This is a genomic window from Pseudomonas sp. VD-NE ins, assembly GCF_031882575.1.
Lineage (GTDB): Bacteria > Pseudomonadota > Gammaproteobacteria > Pseudomonadales > Pseudomonadaceae > Aquipseudomonas > Aquipseudomonas fluorescens_BZ.
Map to the genome: position 1 here is coordinate 6,359,387 of NZ_CP134772.1, position 15,170 is coordinate 6,374,556.

Sequence of the window (15,170 nt, forward strand, 5' to 3'; positions counted from 1 at the left end):
CTGTGGGAGCGAGCCTGCTCGCGAATGTGAGCCCCAGCGAATGCTGTTAAGCAACTACCCGCCGCTTCTCCGCCATCCAGCTACGCCCATACAACACAACAATCGCCAGAATCGCCACCGCCTGCGCCGTCAGCGAATAGGCATCGGCATGAATCCCCAGCCAATCAAACTCGAAGAACGCCACCGGCCGCGTGCCGAAGATCCCGGCTTCCTGCAACGCCTTCACGCCATGTCCGGCAAACACCACCGACAGCGCGCACAACAGCGCCGCGTTGATGCTGAAGAACAGTGTCAGCGGCAGTTTCGCCGAACCGCGCAGAATCACCCACGCCAGACCGACCAGCAGCACCAGTGCCGTCGCGCCACCTGCAAGCACCGCGTCATGCCCGGCCGGGCCGGCCTGCAACCACAGGGTTTCATAGAACAGGATCACTTCGAACAACTCACGATAAACCGAGAAGAACGCCAGAATCGCGAAACCAAAACGCCCGCCGCCGCCCACCAGACTGCTCTTGATGTAATCCTGCCAGGCCGCTGCGTGGCGACGGTCGTGCATCCACACGCCGAGCCACAAGACCATGACACTGGCGAACAGCGCCGTCGCGCCTTCCAGCAGCTCACGCTGCGAGCCGCTGACATCGATGACGTATGCCGCCAGCGCCCAGGTGCCGAGGCCGGCCAGCAGCGCCAGACCCCAACCGACGTTGACGCTGCGCACCGCCGATTGCTGGCCGGTATTGCGCAAAAAGGCGAGGATCGCCGCCAGCACCAGAATCGCTTCCAGGCCTTCGCGCAGCAGAATCAGCAGTCCGGAGATGTAGCTCAGCGACCAGCTCAAGCCATCACTGCCGAGCAACCCGGCAGAGTCTTTCAACTTGGCCTTGGCCGCGTCCAGACGCTGCTCGGCCTGCTCGACCGGTAAGCCGTCCTGCAACGATTGCCGATACGCCATCAGCGATTTTTCAGTGTCCTTGCGCACATTGGCGTCGACGTTATCCAGCGAGCTCTCGACCAGTTCGAAGCCTTCCAGATACGCCGCGACCGACAGATCGTAGGCCTGATCGTGTTCGCCAGCGCGATACGCGGCGAGGCTCTTGTCCAGAGTTGCCGCGGTGTAGTCGAGCAACTGTGCCGGGCCACGCTTGACCTGGGGCGGCTGCGCGCGTTGCGCACGGAACGTCGCCGCCGCTTGCGCGCCTTCAGCGGCCTGCACTTCGGCCGGAGTCTGGCGCGCCAGATCGGCGATGTTGTAGGTTTTCTCGGACTTGGCCGCCGCCGGATCGGCGCTGAAGCCGGCGATGTAAGTCGCCAGATCCCAGCGCTGACGATCATCGAGCTGATCGGCAAACGCCGGCATGTCGGTGCCTTCAACGCCCTGACCCAGGGTGTTGTAGATCGCGTACAGACTCAGGTGATCCAACCGCGCCGCATCACGCAGATTGGCCGGTGCCGGGCTCATGCCGAGGCCCGCCGGGCCGTCACCGGCGCCGCTGTCGCCGTGGCACACCGAGCAATTCTGCGCATAGAGCGGCGCACCCCGGGTGGGATCGGGAGTGATGATCGGTGCCTGGCTGACTTCATACGCCACGGCCAGTTGCGCGCCCAGTTGGCGCGCCTGACGGGCCACTTCGGCGCCATCCTGCTTCGCGCTGATTGCGCCATGCAATGCTTCAACGCCCTGCTCCAGCGCAGCCTTTTCCGGCTTGGCCGGCATACCGGCGATCAAGCCTTGCAGCGCCCGCGTGAACTCCAGTTGCTCGCGGTATTCGGAATCATCGACAACCTTGCCCGCCGCCACCGTCGGCGGGTAGTCGGCGCTGATGTAGTCGAGCAGGTGCAGCGCTTGCGGTGCGCCTTCCACGGTATCGGCCAGCAGATTGAAGCTGCTCAGGGCAAACAGCGGGAACACCAGCCAGGCCAGGAAACGGGACGAGGCAGTCATGAAGAATTCTCAAATGGAAATGCGAAGTTACATATTGTTCACTTCGAACGCGTTTCCCTCAAGCTTTGTCGGTATTCAGCGCAATCCAGGAGTGACGCTGCGGTAGTGTTCGGCCATGAACTCAACGAACACTTTGACCTTGAGCGCCACATGCCGGGCGTGGGGATACAGCGCGTAATAGTGCCGCTGACCGAGGCTGCAATTGGGCAGCATCTGCACCAGCCGCCCGCTCAACAGATCATCCTGCACCGTCGCCCGGGTGAACGCGGCGATGCCCACACCGGCCAACGCAGCGGCGTGCAGCGAGCTGATTGAGTCGGCCTTGAAGCGCCCAGTCGCACGGATCTGCGTGGTCGCTCCGCGCGCATCGGTCAGCGCCCAGTCGCTGCCACCGGCAAACGCCAGCAATTGATGCCCGGCCAGTTCCCGCACCTGCCGTACCAAACCGTGCCGTGCGATATAGGCCGGTGACGCGACCAGCAGCATCGGCGAAACCGTGAGCAACCGCGCCACCAGTGACGAATCCTCCAACGGCCCGCAAATGCGCAACGCGGCGTCGAAGCCTCCGGCGATCAGATCGACAAAACGATCATCACAGGACAGATCGACTTCAATCTCTGGATAGCGTTGTTGAAAACCCGGCAGCCAATTCGCCAGTTCCAGCGTCCCGATGACCACCGGCGCACTGATGCGCAATACCCCACTGGGTTTTTCATGGGCCTGACCAACCGCCACAGCGGCCTGATCAAGGCGATCGAGAATATCCACGCACGCCGCGTAATACTGCTGCCCCGCCGTGGTCAGGCTGAAGCGCCGGGTATTGCGATTGATCAGGCGTGTGCCGAGCTCGGCTTCCAGTTGCTGCAACTGCCGGGAGATCGTCGAGTGCGTAGTGTCGAGCCGCTCGGCGGCGGCCGTGAAACCGCGACACTCGACGATGCAACGAAATGCACGCATGGCCAGCAGTTGGTTCATTGAGGTTCCGCAGTACGATTGATCAGTGAGCGGGCAAGCGTAGCGCAATCCATAACGCCCGGCAGCTGCAAACCAGCCCTATAATGCGCCACTCCCCCGCCGTTGCCGTTCAAGGAAGACCCCGCCTCCCATGCGCCCTTGCCTGCCGCTATTTCTGCTGTTCAGCACTATCGTGCACCTGAGCGGTTGCGCCGCGCTGCGCAATTACGATCTGGAGATGCAACAGACCACCGATCAGATGACCCAGGGCAATCTCGACGGTGCGCTGGTGTTGATGGAAAGGCATAACCCGTGGGAAGACAAGGATCTGCTGTATTACCTGGAAAGAGGCGCCATTCTCAGCGCCGGCAGTGCGTTGCCGGAAAGCCAGGCAGATTGGCGCACCGCCGACCGCATGATCTTCCAGCGCGAAGAGGCCAACCCTTCCGGCGCCATGAAGCTGCTGACTCGGTTCGGTAATGAAATGGGCACCATGCTCGTCAACGACAAGCTGCTGCGCTACGAAGGCTATGACTATGAAAAAGTCATGCTGACCACGCAAATGGCCCTCAACCAGTTATCCGTCAACGATTTCGATGGCGCCCGCGCCGATATCAAGAAGACCCATGAACGCGAAGCCCTGATTGCCCGCCAGCGCGAAGTGCAATACGAAGAGGCGCAGGCACAGGCCAAGACCCAAGGCATCACCCTGCGTTACAAAGATCTGCAAGGTTATCCGGTGGCGATTCTCGATGCGCCACAGGTGCTCGAACTGAAGAACGGCTATCAAAGTGCGTTCAGCCACTATCTGGCCGGGTTCACCTACGAAGCCTTGGGTGAGCGCGACCTCGCAGCGCCCGGTTATCGCCAAGCCATCGAACTGCGCCCGGACATACCGTTTCTGCAGAACGCTTTGCGTAACCTCGACAAGCCTGCAGCCAAGGCCGATGAAAGTGACGTGCTGATTATTGTACAAAGCGGGCTGGCACCGGCTCGCAGCTCGGTGCAAGTGCCGATTCCGGTGCGCCTGAACGAAAACCTGGTCATCGTCGCGCCGATATCCTTTCCGGTGATGATTCCGGACGCCGTCACCCCGACCTTCAATCACCTGAAGGTTGATGGCCGTAAGCAGCCGTTGACGGTCATCAACAGCGTGACCGACATGGCCATGCGAACACTGCGTGACGACATGCCGCGAATCATCTCGCGCGCCATGTTCCGCGCCAATATGGCCGCCATCGGCCAGGCACAGGAAAACGAGCGCAACCCTGCCAAGGCTTCATTGGTGGTGACAACGCAGGATCCTCTCGAGGAGGCTGACACGCGCACCTGGCGCGCCCTGCCCGACAAGACACTGGTCACCCGTCTGCGCCTGAAAAAGGGCCTGCACAAGATCGACGTCCCCTTCTACCCCCCGGGTCATCCCCTGACCTTACGCGTCGATCAGGATCACCAAATACTCAATCTGCGCGTGTTCCGGGATCAGACCTATTACGTGGGGTCGGCCTATGTTGCTCCTGCGACGCCTTTGCCGGAGAACGTAACCCACTCGAAACAAGTAATGGCACCTAACTAACCAGTGCAATTAAAAAGCTATTACATAGCCATCACCACCCGCTTATAATGCCGCGTCCTCGCTATCGCGAAACGGCATTAAAGCTCCTCAGGTTATGAGGAATTGGCAGGAGGCCAGCGCCACTGCCGATGGGTCACACCAGCCCGACCAGCATTCGCGGCTGTATTACTCCAGGGAAGAAGTACCCCCATGGCATTCCGCGCCCCCACTCTGATCGCGCTCAGCGCCGTCACTTTGCTGTCCGGCTGTTCAGCGTTTCGAAACTATGATTCCGAACTGGCACAGACCAACCAGCAACTGGCCACCGGCAACGTTGACGCCGCGCTGACCCTGCTGGAAAAGAACAACACCGGCCCCGACAAAGACCTGCTCTACTACTTCGAGAAGGGCGAGTTGCTCCGCGCCAAGGGCGACCTGTCCGGCAGCCAGAATGCCTGGACCAGTGCCGATGTGGTGGTCGGTCAGTGGGAAGACTCGGTCAAGCTCGACACCGGCAAGTACCTGGCCCAGTTCGGCAGCTTCATTGTCAATGACAAGGTGCGTCGCTACGAAGGCTACGACTACGAAAAAGTCATGCTGACCACGCAGATGGCCCTGAACCTGCTGGCGGTCAACGACTTCGACGGTGCACGTACTGCGATCAAGAAAACTCACGAACGTGAAGCGGTGATCGCTGACCTGCGTGACAAGGAATACCTCAAGAGCGAGGAAGAGGCCGAGAAAGAAGGCATCAAGACGCAGTACAAGGATCTGCAAGGTTATCCGGTCGCCAGTCTCGACGCGCCGGAAGTGGTTGGCCTGAAAAACAGCTACCAGAGTGCTTTCAGCCATTACCTGTCCGGGTTCGTCTATGAAGCTCTGGGCGAGAAAGGTCTGGCTGCACCGGGCTACCGCAAGGCCGCCGAGCTTCGCCCGAACACGCCACTGCTGGAACAGGCACTGGTCAACCTCGACAAGCCGGGCAAGTCCGACGACAGCGACATCCTGATCGTGGTGCAAAGCGGTCTGGCGCCGGCACGCGACTCGATCCGCGTACCGTTGCCATTGCCGATCTCCAACAACGTGGTGATCACGCCGCTGTCGTTCCCGATCATCAAACCGGACACCTCCACGGCGACTTTCGCGCAGATCGGCGTCGACGGTCAGCAAGTCGATCTGACCGCGCTGAACAGCACCACCGCCATGTCCCGCCGCGCCCTGCGTGACGACATGCCGGGGATAATTCTGCGCACCACCGTGCGGGCGATCACCAAAGGCGTGGCGCAGAAGAAGATCAACGAAACCAACCCGCTGGCCGGTCTCGCCGTCGGTATCTCTTCAGCTGTGCTCGAAGGTGCCGATACCCGTACGTGGCGCACCCTGCCGGACAACACCCAAGTGGTGCGTCTGCGTCTGAAAAAGGGTGAGCATCAGGTTACCCTGCCAAGCGCCGTGGGCGGTTCGGTGGTCAAGGTCACTGTCGATCAGCGTTATCAAGTGATCACTCTGCGCGCCGTGGGCAACCAGGTGTTCGCCGGTGGTCTCGCCGCACACGTCATCCCGAGCGCCGGCGCGACCAACGTCGCCAGCCTCAAACAACCTTAAGAACGGAGTCTTTGCATGCGCTTCAAACTCATCGCCGTTGCCGCCCTCGCCTTGCTGGCGAGCGGCTGCGCCACCCCGCCACCGCCAGAGCCGGGCAGTGCCCCGAGCAAAGTCGTGGCCATGGGTCCGCAGAAACACATCGTCGTCGGCGCCATGCGCGTGGCCCGCGAGAACGGCTTCATGACGGTCAACGTGCAGTTGAGCAACACCCTCAACAGCAACAAGATTTTCTACTACCGCTTCGCCTGGCTCGGCGCGGAAGGTTTCCCGATTGCCGAAGAAGAAGTGTGGAAAAGCCAAATGATGTACGGCGCCCAGACCAGCTTCATTCAAGGCATCGCCCCAACCCCGAAAGCCGTGGACTTCCGTCTGGAAATCAAGACGCCGTAAGCCTGCCACCCTATTCCTGATTTAGAGAGCATTCCCATGTTTGCACGCTTTTCCTGCATCGCCGTCATCGCCCTGCTGGCCTCCGGTTGCGCCAATACTTCGCCGACCCTGGGCAGCAAGAACATCAGCTACGGCGACACCAAAGCGGTTGAAACCGTGACCAACGAATTCGGTTCGACCGACCTGCAAATGATCGCCGAGTCGATGACCCGCTCGCTGGCCCAGTCCGGCATTCTGCAGGGCCGTCCGGTGGTTCAGGTCTACGACGTGAAGAACAAGACCAGCGAGTACATCGACACCCGCGAAATCACCACCAGCATCAAGACCCAACTGATGAAGACTGGCGTAGCGCGCTTCGCCAGCGACAACAACGCCATGCAGAGCCAGGTTGACCAGCTCAAGCTGCAAAACCAGAGCGGCCTGTACAAGAAGAGCACCGTGGCCAAGACTGGCAACATGGTTGCCGCCAAGTACCGCATCGAAGGCTCGATCAGCTCGATCGTCAAGCGCAGCAGCGACTACAAGGACGTCTTCTACAAATTCAGCCTGCAATTGATCGACGTTGAAAGCGGTCTGGCCGAGTGGATGGACGAAAAAGAGATCCGCAAAACCACGGAGCGTTAATTGATGCGCGCATGGATTGGCATGATGGCCCTGGCTTGCGCGTGCAGCGTGCAAGCGGCCCCGAAAGTCGCGGTGACGGACCTGGCGTATCAGGAACGTGTGGAGCAATACATCCACATCGTTTCGGCCCAGAGCAATCATCGCGAGGGTTACTACAGCTCCAGCGGCTCGTCGAGCTACAACGAGATCGAAGCGAGCACCAGCTATATCGAGCAAGGCGAGTTGCGCAAATTCACCGGTGACATCAAGGGTGAAATCCTGCGTACCGGCATGTTCCAGCTGGTGCAAGGCACGCCGTACACCGCGTCGTCCAAGGGTGACGTCTACGACGTGATCAAGCGCATCAAGGCCGGCAACTTCAAAGGCGCCGACTATGTGCTGTTTGGTACGGTGTCGGACATCGACTTCACTCAGGACGTCAACGAGCTGGCGAACACCGACAGCTATTCGGCGGTGCTGGGCCTGACGTTGGTGGCGGACTTCAGCCTGATCAACACCAAGACCTTCGAAATCACCTCGGCCTTCACGGCGATGGGCGAAGCGCAGGACACCAAACTGGTGAACCACCGCGACATCAAGATCTCGCTGAACCGCCCACGGGTGGTGCGTGACGTGTCGAAGGCCTTGGGCGAAGACGTGGCCGGGCAACTGAGCATGCAGCTCGGTGGTGGCGGTTACGAGCAGCCGCGTGAAGCACCGCAGCGCAACAACCTGCCGCGTGATACCGCGCCGGTGATCTTGCGCTGATGAAGGGCCACTGATCATTCCCATGCTCCGCGTGGGAATGCATCCCGGGACGCTCTGCGTCCCAGCCAAAAAAAGGCGACCTGCAAAGGTCGCCTTTTTTGTGCCCGCGATGTTTACGTCGCCGCTTTACGCAACGTTGCCATAAACGCCGCCGCACCGATGAATAGCCCGGCAAACGTGCGGTTCATGCGCTTCTGCTGCTGCGGGGTGCGCAACAGACGCAACACCTTCGACGCCAGACCGGTGTAGCCCGCCATGACGATCAGGTCGACACAAACCATGGTCACGCCGATCACCACGTACTGAATCAACAGCGGCGCATGCGGATTGATGAACTGCGGCAGCACCGCCAGCATGAACACCAGAGCCTTGGGGTTGCTGATGTTTACCAGAAAGCCGCGGAACACCAGCGCCAACGGCTTGCCGATCGGGCGTACCGCGGCGTCATCGCTCATGTCCATGGGCAGCGCGCGCCATTGCTTGATGGCCAGATACACGAGGTAAGCCACACCAAACCATTTGATCGCGTGGAAGGCCGTGGCCGAAGCGGTGAGGATCGCGCCAACACCGGCGCCGACAATCGCAATCTGCACCGCCAGACCGATTTGCAAGCCGAGGGCGTTCCAGTAACCGCGCCAGAACCCGTATTGCAGACCGCTGGACATCGACGCAATGGCGCCAGCACCCGGGGACAGACTGATCACCCAGCAGGCGGCAAAAAACGCCAGCCATGTTTGAAGCTCCATCGCACACCTCGACTCATGCCGTAACAAGTTGTCAAAGCTAATGCGGTTTGGGGCTAAAAGCAAAAGATCGTCCGAAGGCTCGGGCCGCGATCGGACGATCTTTTGATCTTGCTTGGAAAATCTACTTCTCGAAACCGCTCGACGGAAACACATCCGTCCCGCGCCAACGCCGCACCGAGCGCTGGAAGAACAAGCTGTTCGGCACCTGCACCATGGCGCTGCCGGTCCCCAGCTCTTCAGCCTCGATCAACGTCGTGTAGAGCAGATTGATCGCCACCACCCGGCCTTTGACGCCTGGCTTGTCGGTGGTGTCCACCAGCTCGACGATATCGCCCAACCGAAATGGCCCGACCGTGAAGATCAGAATCGCGCAGAGCAGGTTCGACAGCACGCTCCACATCGCAAAGAACGCCACCGCTGCCACCGCAACGAACCCTGACAGCGCCGTCCACAACACAGTGGCCGAAACGCCGAGGCGTTCCAATACGAAAATCAGCGCACTGCCCATGATCAGCCAGCGCAACACGCCGCGCAGCGGCATCAACAATTGCGGCGGAAACGGATAGCGCTCACCCAACCGGGTCAGGCCTTTGGCGACGAAGCGCTGAGTGAGGTAACCGGCCAGCAGAATCAGCAGAATCTGCAGCGTAAACCAGATCGGCTCGACCCACACCGCCGGTAGCGGCAGCTTGAACGCTTCCATCAGGACAGCGCCTCCAGCTCCGCTTGCATGCTTTCCAGCGTCTCGAGGGCTTCCATCCACGCCTCTTCCAGCTCGCCTTCACGAACCTTCAGCTTGGCCTGTTCGGCGAGCAGATCACGCAATTCATTTTTGCGCGCCGGCTCGTAGATGTCGCTGTCGCCGAGGCTGGCGTCGACCTTGGCCAGTTTCTCGTGAAGCTTGCCCAGCTCGGCTTCGAGCTTGTCGGCCTCACGCTTGTGCGGTGCCAGTTGCTGACGTAACGCAGCCGCGGCTTGACGCTGGGCCTTCTTGTCGGTCTTGTCCGGATTCACCGGGGTGTTACTGACCGGTGCATTGCGCTGACGGTACTCCACCAGCCAGCGCGCGTAGTCTTCGAGGTCGCCATCGAACTCTTCGACCTTGCCATCAGCGACCAGGTAGAAGTTGTCGGTGGTGCTCTTGAGCAAGTGTCGATCGTGAGACACCACCAGCACCGCGCCGCTGAATTCCTGCAGCGCCATGGTCAGCGCCAGGCGCATTTCCAGGTCGAGGTGGTTGGTCGGTTCGTCGAGCAGCAACAGGTTCGGCCGTTCCCAGGCGATCAACGCCAGGGCCAGACGCGCTTTTTCGCCACCGGAGAAATTCAGTACTGGCTCGTCGATGCGTGCACCCCGGAAGTCGAAACCACCGAGGAAATCACGCAGGGTCTGCTCACGCTCGGTCGGCGCCAGACGCTGCAAGTGCAGCAACGGGCTGGCCTTGGCATCCAGCGAATCGAGCTGATGCTGAGCGAAGTAGCCGACCACGGTGTTCTCGCCACGGGTCAGGCGCCCAGCGATCGGTGACAGCTCGCCAGCGAGGTTCTTGATCAGCGTCGATTTACCCGCGCCGTTCGGACCGAGCAGGCCGATCCGCGCGCCCGGGGTCAGTTGCAACTTGACCTTCTCGAGGATGGTTTTGTCGCCATAGCCCAGACGCGCATCCGACAGGTCGATCAGCGGGCTGGAGATCTTGGTCGACTCGCGGAAGACGAAGTCGAACGGCGAATCGACGTGGGCCGCCGACAGCTCTTCCATCCGTTCCAGTGCCTTGATCCGGCTCTGCGCCTGACGGGCCTTGGTGGCCTGGGCCTTGAAACGGGCGATGTAGCTTTCCATGTGCGCACGTTGCGCCTGCTGCTTCTCGTAGGCCTGTTGTTGCTGGGCCAGACGTTCGGCACGGGCGCGTTCGAACGCGGTGTAGCCGCCGCGATACAGGGTGATTTTGCGCTGATCGACATGCGCGACGTGATCGACGACTTCGTCGAGGAAATCGCGGTCGTGGGAAATCAGCAGCAAGGTACCCGGGTAGCTTTTCAGCCACTCTTCGAGCCAGATGATCGCGTCGAGGTCCAAGTGGTTGGTCGGTTCGTCGAGCAACAACAAGTCCGACGGACACATCAACGCTTGCGCCAGATTCAGACGCATCCGCCAGCCACCGGAGAAATCGCCGACCTGGCGATCCATCTGCTCGTTGGTGAAGCCGAGACCGGCGAGCAATTTGCGCGCCCGCGCATCGGCGGTGTAACCGTCGGCGCTGTCGAGTTCGGAATGCAGACGGGCCTGAGCGGCACCGTCGTGCGCCGCTTCGGCGGCGGCGAGGTCACGTTGCACCTCGCGTAGACGCAAGTCGCCATCGAGCACATAGTCGACGGCAAGACGCTCGAGTGTCTCGATTTCCTGGCGCATGTGGGCGATGCGCCAATCGGCCGGCAGGAAGCAATCACCCGAGTCGGGGTGCAGCTCACCCCGAATCAGGGCGAACAGGCTCGATTTGCCGGCGCCGTTGGCACCGATGAGGCCGGCTTTGTGGCCGGCGTGCAGGGTCAGCTCGGCGTCTTCTAGCAGACGTTGCGGGCCACGCTGTAAAGTCAGGTTCTGAAGTCGGATCATAATGGCGGCGGAGTCTACCAGCTTCGCTCACAACTGGCGCGAGTAGCACGATGTCCTCTGACCTGTGGAGCTTTTCCCTTGCCACCTACGCCCGCCCGGGTGTGGAAGACGCCTGCCTGCGACTGCAAACGGCGGGCGCGAATGTGTGCCTGCTGCTGTGCGGTTTATGGCTGGAGCAACGTGGCGCAACCTGCGACGAACAACGCGTAAGGCAGCTTCAGGCGCTGACCGAACCGTGGGATATCGACGTGGTGCAGCCACTGCGAACATTGCGCATGCAATGGAAAACGCGGGCGGTGGATGACGCGGTGTTGAAAGGCATGCGCGAGCAGATCAAATCACTCGAGCTTGAAGCTGAACGAGCGTTGCTGTCACGGCTTGAGGGTGTGGCACAGGAGTGGATGCAAAACGACGCAGGCTCGCAGACCTGGCTGGAAGAATTGGCCGGCACGGCGGCCAGCCCGAACCGCGACGCGCTGCAAGTGCTGCGCGTCGCGGCAACCGGCGGTTAGGAAGCGCTGGTTGGGTTGTTGCTGGTGCTCGACACAGCGGCTGGCGATGGCGCAGTCGATGGCGTCGAGGTAGTCGCGGCTGGAGCAGGTGCCGATGGCGCAGCCGACGCTGCCGGTGCGGCAGGCTTAGCGGCAGGCGCGGTAGCCGGTTTAGCGGCAGCTGGTTTGGCAGCGGCTGGCTTTTTAACGGCTGGTTTTGCAGCGGGCTTGGCGGCTGGTTTTGCAGCAACAGGCTTGGCAGCAGCAGTCGCTGGTTTGGCAGCAGCGGCTGGCTTGGCTGCCGGTTTGGCGGCGGCATTCACGGCTGGTTTGGCAGCAGCTTTTGCTGGTGCTTTTGCAGCAGGTTTGGCGGCAGCTGGTTTAGCGGCAGTCTTGGCAGCTGGTTTTGCAGCAGCAGTTTTAGCGGCAGGTTTTGCGGCAGCCTTGGCAGCAGGTTTAGCGGCCGGTTTGGCAGCGGCGGTTTTCGCTGGAGCAGCTTTTGCTGCAGCTGGTTTGGCGGCTGGTTTAGCAGCGGCGGCACGGGTAGCCGGCTTGGCAGCGGCAGTACGCGCAGCAGGTTTTGCCGCCGTGGTTTTAGCCGCTGGTTTTGCAGCGCTCGCCGCAGCAGGTTTCTTCGCGGCAGGTTTTGCGGCCGCTTTGGCAGCTGGTTTTGCAGCGGCTTTCACCGGTGTTTTTGCAGCTGGCTTGGCAGCGGTTTTAGCAGCAGCTTTTGCAGCAGGCTTGGCCGCTGCGGTTTTCGCTGGTGCTTTTGCAGCAGCAGGTTTGGCAGCTGCTTTCTTCGCCGGTGCCGCTGCCGGTTTGGCTGCGCGGGTGGACAATACTTTGCCCACGGCTTCTTGAACGCGACCAACACCCTGAGCCAGTTTCAGGCTTTCCTGGGCATCGCGCTTGAGTTGCAGAATGTAGCTGCGGGTGTCGGACTGGCGTTCCTTCAAGGCATCGAGCAGGTCTTCCAGTTCTTTCACTGCGCCCTTGGCTTTGGTCTGTGCCTTGGCTTTACCGGCGGCAGCTGCGTCCTGCAATTTGGTGCGGGACTTGTGCAGTTTTTCTTGCGCCTTGCCGCGTTGCTTTTCCAGTTTGGCGAGCAGTTTTTCAGCATCAGCCAAGGCTTGGGAGCAAGCGTTTTCCAGATGCTCGAGCAAGCTGCCCGAGAGTTGTTGGAGTAAGTGCAACGGAGTATTTACAGGCTTCTTGGTGGCCGACATGGTTTACCTCCTGGCTGACGTGAGTGCGGCTCATACTAGACCTCTGCAGTTACCGCCGCTAGGGCATCTTGACAGTATCGATTGCGTTGCGTTGCACCGAATCGAAAATGTTCTGCGCGAAGTCAAAAGCAGTTCACCGTTGCAGACGTTCGCGCTGGCATAATCCACCGCATCTCAGGACGGAGTGTGCCCATGTCGCGCTACTTTTTTTTATCCCTCTGCATGGTTTTTTCGGCCGCCCACGCTGACGAAAAAAACAACGCGAACGATGCTCACGATCTGGCCTACAGCCTTGGTGCCAGCCTCGGTGAACGGCTGCGCCAGGAAGTCCCGCAACTGCAGATTCAGGCGCTGGTCGATGGCTTGCAGCAAGCCTATCAAGGCAAACCGCTGGCGCTGAGTGAAGCACGTATCGAGCAGATTCTGGCCGATCATGAAGCGCAAAATGCAGAGCACTCTGCACAGCCGTCGAGCGATGCGGCGATGGAAAACGAACAGCGTTTTCTCACCGCTGAAAAAGCCAGACCGGGCGTGAAGGAGTTGGCCGACGGCATCCTGCTCACCGAGCTCACACCAGGCACTGGCGCCAAGGCCGGCCCCGATGGAAAAGTGCAGGTGCTGTATGTCGGGCGGTTGCCGGACGGCACTGTGTTCGATCAGAACACTCAGCCGCAATGGTTCAATCTCGACAGCGTGATTGCCGGCTGGCGTACCGCGTTGCAGAACATGCCAGTGGGCGCGAAATGGCGTCTGGTCATTCCATCGGATCAGGCCTATGGCGCCGACGGTGCCGGCGACCTGATTGCCCCGTTCACACCGCTGGTGTTTGAAGTGGAATTGCGTGGCGCGACGAGTTGATCGGGCAATAAAAAACGGTGCGCTTTCGGGCGCACCGTTTTTTTGATCAGGGTTCGGGATCAGGCCTGAACCGGATCTTCTTCCTTGTGTGCTGTGTGCAGCACTTCAATCAGACAGTCCTCAAGCTCGAAGCGCTCGTGCAGCAGACCACCGAGTTCCTTGAACTTCTCGGCGACGCATTTGCCTTCATCGCACAGATCGTTGAAGGCGAGCAGCTTCTCGGTGATGACGTCGATGCGCGGATAGATCGTCTCGGCGAGTTCCAGACCACGCGTATCACCGAACGCCTTGGCTTCGCCAGTCAGCTGTTCGTAGATTTCGAAGTGCCCGGCCGAGACATAATCAACCAGCACACCGCAGAATTCCTGCAGAGGCTTGCGGCTCTCGGACAGCGACTCAGGCTGTGCACCGAGTTTGTCGTAGGCACCGATCAGCTCTTCACGCTCTTGCAACCAGCGGTCGATCAGCAGATGAACTCCACCCCAACGTTCCTGAGCATTCTGACAACTTTCGAGCATGGCGATCTCTCTTCCCTTGTGGGTCATGCTGCTCTACACCCGCGCCCCTCTTTTGATTTTGGCTTGGGGGCCGGCCGGGCAGAGCGTCATCGAGCAACATAAATCCAATGACACGTGCGGGCCAGATTATGCCCGCGCGCCTATGGCTTCAAGGTACGCAGGAGATAAAGTTCATACAAGTGTTTAATCCCGCAGCAGCATCGGGTGCGACGCTTCGCCGCTGAGTGGGCGCTGCAGGGCACTCCAGACCAGCCGCAACAATTGATACACCGCCAGAATCGACACCGCGACAAAGAACAGCAGGCTCCACTCCGGGATGCTCAGGTCGAACAGCGTCCAGGAAATTTCCGCACAATCGGCGCCGCCGATAAACATCCCTTGCAGCGCGCAGATCCACGGCAGGCCACCCAATAATCTCTCTGGGACCGGCGCGCAATTGAGCAATTGCAACACGGGGTCACTCTGTATCAGTACCTGCCGCCAGGCAGCCGTGGTGCCTCCCAGGCTCGCCCCCAGGGTCAATAGCCAGTAGAACCACAAGCCGACACGCTTGGGGCCGTGCACCGCCGCCAGACCACTGCAGACGCACAGCAGCGTAAGGAACAGGCGCTGCACCAGGCACAGACTGCACGGCGTCAGACCGACAGCATATTCAAGATAATAGGAAGCTCCCAGAGCAAAGGCCCCCGCAGTGAAAGCCATGAAGAACAAGGAGCGTGAGCAGGCCAACGACATGGCATTTCCGTAACAGTAGAGACAGACGGTTACGGTAGAGGAAAGCGTGTCAGCCTTTCAAGGCGAGGCCCTGCCGACAGTTCACCAGAGGTGTAGGGAAAACCCGACAGGATCAAGAGGAATCGGTGTAGTCAGCTGTAGGATTTGTCCCCGGACTACCACTGAA

General features: G+C 60.5%; 15 protein-coding genes. 7 read left to right on the top strand and 8 right to left on the bottom strand.

Annotated features, from left to right (window positions below; all coding sequences use genetic code 11):
* Positions 1-46: 46 nt before the first annotated feature.
* Together RMV17_RS28485 and RMV17_RS28490 are read right to left on the bottom strand one after the other, a co-directional pair.
* On the bottom strand, positions 47-1,942 hold the full coding sequence (locus RMV17_RS28485; protein ID WP_311884222.1) for an FTR1 family protein: 1,896 nt from the start codon (positions 1,940-1,942) through the stop codon (positions 47-49).
* A gap of 75 nt (positions 1,943-2,017) precedes the next feature.
* Positions 2,018-2,917: a LysR family transcriptional regulator gene (locus tag RMV17_RS28490; protein WP_034152011.1), complete on the bottom strand. Its 900-nt coding sequence runs from the start codon at positions 2,915-2,917 to the stop codon at positions 2,018-2,020.
* A 130-nt stretch (positions 2,918-3,047) separates the two neighbouring features.
* On the opposite strand from RMV17_RS28490, the gene RMV17_RS28495 reads away from it, so the two are divergent.
* The 5 genes from RMV17_RS28495 (at position 3,048) to RMV17_RS28515 (ending at position 7,817) form a co-directional block, all read left to right on the top strand.
* Positions 3,048-4,472: a hypothetical protein gene (locus tag RMV17_RS28495; protein WP_311884224.1), complete on the top strand. Its 1,425-nt coding sequence runs from the start codon at positions 3,048-3,050 to the stop codon at positions 4,470-4,472.
* Positions 4,473-4,661: 189 nt separating this feature from the next.
* Entirely contained in the window at positions 4,662-6,056 is a 1,395-nt protein-coding gene (locus RMV17_RS28500; protein WP_034152013.1) for a COG3014 family protein, read from the top strand.
* A gap of 15 nt (positions 6,057-6,071) precedes the next feature.
* Positions 6,072-6,446, top strand: coding sequence for a YcfL family protein (locus RMV17_RS28505; protein ID WP_311884228.1), 375 nt, complete (start codon positions 6,072-6,074; stop codon positions 6,444-6,446).
* Between the two features lie 36 nt (positions 6,447-6,482).
* The gene (lpoB, locus tag RMV17_RS28510; RefSeq protein WP_016772610.1) at positions 6,483-7,070 is read left to right on the top strand and encodes a penicillin-binding protein activator LpoB; all 588 of its coding nucleotides are present in this window, start codon (positions 6,483-6,485) and stop codon (positions 7,068-7,070) included.
* A 3-nt stretch (positions 7,071-7,073) separates the two neighbouring features.
* Entirely contained in the window at positions 7,074-7,817 is a 744-nt protein-coding gene (locus tag RMV17_RS28515) for a penicillin-binding protein activator LpoB (RefSeq protein WP_311884230.1), read from the top strand.
* Positions 7,818-7,930: 113 nt separating this feature from the next.
* On the opposite strand, the gene rhtB is transcribed toward RMV17_RS28515, so the two are convergent.
* The 3 genes from rhtB to abc-f form a co-directional block, all read right to left on the bottom strand.
* A complete protein-coding gene (gene rhtB, locus RMV17_RS28520) occupies positions 7,931-8,563 on the bottom strand; it encodes a homoserine/homoserine lactone efflux protein (protein WP_311884232.1) in 633 nt (210 codons plus the stop codon).
* Between the two features lie 121 nt (positions 8,564-8,684).
* Positions 8,685-9,266, bottom strand: a complete 582-nt coding sequence (locus RMV17_RS28525) for a mechanosensitive ion channel family protein (RefSeq protein ID WP_034152016.1) — start codon at positions 9,264-9,266, stop codon at positions 8,685-8,687.
* Positions 9,266-11,176, bottom strand: coding sequence for a ribosomal protection-like ABC-F family protein (gene abc-f / locus RMV17_RS28530; RefSeq protein WP_311884234.1), 1,911 nt, complete (start codon positions 11,174-11,176; stop codon positions 9,266-9,268). Before abc-f ends, RMV17_RS28525 begins: the two co-directional genes overlap by 1 nt.
* 50 nt (positions 11,177-11,226) lie before the next feature.
* On the opposite strand from abc-f, the gene RMV17_RS28535 reads away from it, so the two are divergent.
* Positions 11,227-11,688, top strand: coding sequence for a TIGR02444 family protein (locus tag RMV17_RS28535; protein WP_034152018.1), 462 nt, complete (start codon positions 11,227-11,229; stop codon positions 11,686-11,688).
* On the opposite strand, the gene RMV17_RS28540 is transcribed toward RMV17_RS28535, so the two are convergent.
* Positions 11,685-12,893 (bottom strand): AlgP family protein, encoded by a 1,209-nt coding sequence (locus RMV17_RS28540; protein ID WP_311884237.1) that lies wholly within the window; start codon positions 12,891-12,893, stop codon positions 11,685-11,687. The genes RMV17_RS28535 and RMV17_RS28540 overlap by 4 nt on opposite strands.
* A gap of 192 nt (positions 12,894-13,085) precedes the next feature.
* Between RMV17_RS28540 and RMV17_RS28545 the strand changes: the two genes are divergently transcribed.
* Positions 13,086-13,751: an FKBP-type peptidyl-prolyl cis-trans isomerase gene (locus tag RMV17_RS28545; protein WP_034152020.1), complete on the top strand. Its 666-nt coding sequence runs from the start codon at positions 13,086-13,088 to the stop codon at positions 13,749-13,751.
* A 59-nt stretch (positions 13,752-13,810) separates the two neighbouring features.
* Here RMV17_RS28545 and RMV17_RS28550 read toward each other — a convergent pair whose 3' ends face one another.
* Entirely contained in the window at positions 13,811-14,269 is a 459-nt protein-coding gene (locus RMV17_RS28550) for an Rsd/AlgQ family anti-sigma factor (RefSeq protein WP_034152021.1), read from the bottom strand.
* Positions 14,270-14,452: 183 nt separating this feature from the next.
* Positions 14,453-15,004: a disulfide bond formation protein B gene (locus tag RMV17_RS28555; RefSeq protein WP_034152022.1), complete on the bottom strand. Its 552-nt coding sequence runs from the start codon at positions 15,002-15,004 to the stop codon at positions 14,453-14,455.
* Positions 15,005-15,170 lie beyond the last annotated feature (166 nt).

Bases quoted from the DNA above. Each gene is read 5' to 3' on its own strand.
- RMV17_RS28485 (WP_311884222.1), bottom strand. From the start codon at position 1,942: ATGACTGCCTCGTCCCGTTTCCTGGCCTGGCTGGTGTTCCCGCTGTTT.
- RMV17_RS28490 (WP_034152011.1), bottom strand. From the start codon at position 2,917: ATGAACCAACTGCTGGCCATGCGTGCATTTCGTTGCATCGTCGAGTGT.
- RMV17_RS28495 (WP_311884224.1), top strand. From the start codon at position 3,048: ATGCGCCCTTGCCTGCCGCTATTTCTGCTGTTCAGCACTATCGTGCAC.
- RMV17_RS28500 (WP_034152013.1), top strand. From the start codon at position 4,662: ATGGCATTCCGCGCCCCCACTCTGATCGCGCTCAGCGCCGTCACTTTG.
- RMV17_RS28505 (WP_311884228.1), top strand. From the start codon at position 6,072: ATGCGCTTCAAACTCATCGCCGTTGCCGCCCTCGCCTTGCTGGCGAGC.
- lpoB (WP_016772610.1), top strand. From the start codon at position 6,483: ATGTTTGCACGCTTTTCCTGCATCGCCGTCATCGCCCTGCTGGCCTCC.
- RMV17_RS28515 (WP_311884230.1), top strand. From the start codon at position 7,074: ATGCGCGCATGGATTGGCATGATGGCCCTGGCTTGCGCGTGCAGCGTG.
- rhtB (WP_311884232.1), bottom strand. From the start codon at position 8,563: ATGGAGCTTCAAACATGGCTGGCGTTTTTTGCCGCCTGCTGGGTGATC.
- RMV17_RS28525 (WP_034152016.1), bottom strand. From the start codon at position 9,266: ATGGAAGCGTTCAAGCTGCCGCTACCGGCGGTGTGGGTCGAGCCGATC.
- abc-f (WP_311884234.1), bottom strand. From the start codon at position 11,176: ATGATCCGACTTCAGAACCTGACTTTACAGCGTGGCCCGCAACGTCTG.
- RMV17_RS28535 (WP_034152018.1), top strand. From the start codon at position 11,227: ATGTCCTCTGACCTGTGGAGCTTTTCCCTTGCCACCTACGCCCGCCCG.
- RMV17_RS28540 (WP_311884237.1), bottom strand. From the start codon at position 12,893: ATGTCGGCCACCAAGAAGCCTGTAAATACTCCGTTGCACTTACTCCAA.
- RMV17_RS28545 (WP_034152020.1), top strand. From the start codon at position 13,086: ATGTCGCGCTACTTTTTTTTATCCCTCTGCATGGTTTTTTCGGCCGCC.
- RMV17_RS28550 (WP_034152021.1), bottom strand. From the start codon at position 14,269: ATGCTCGAAAGTTGTCAGAATGCTCAGGAACGTTGGGGTGGAGTTCAT.
- RMV17_RS28555 (WP_034152022.1), bottom strand. From the start codon at position 15,004: ATGTCGTTGGCCTGCTCACGCTCCTTGTTCTTCATGGCTTTCACTGCG.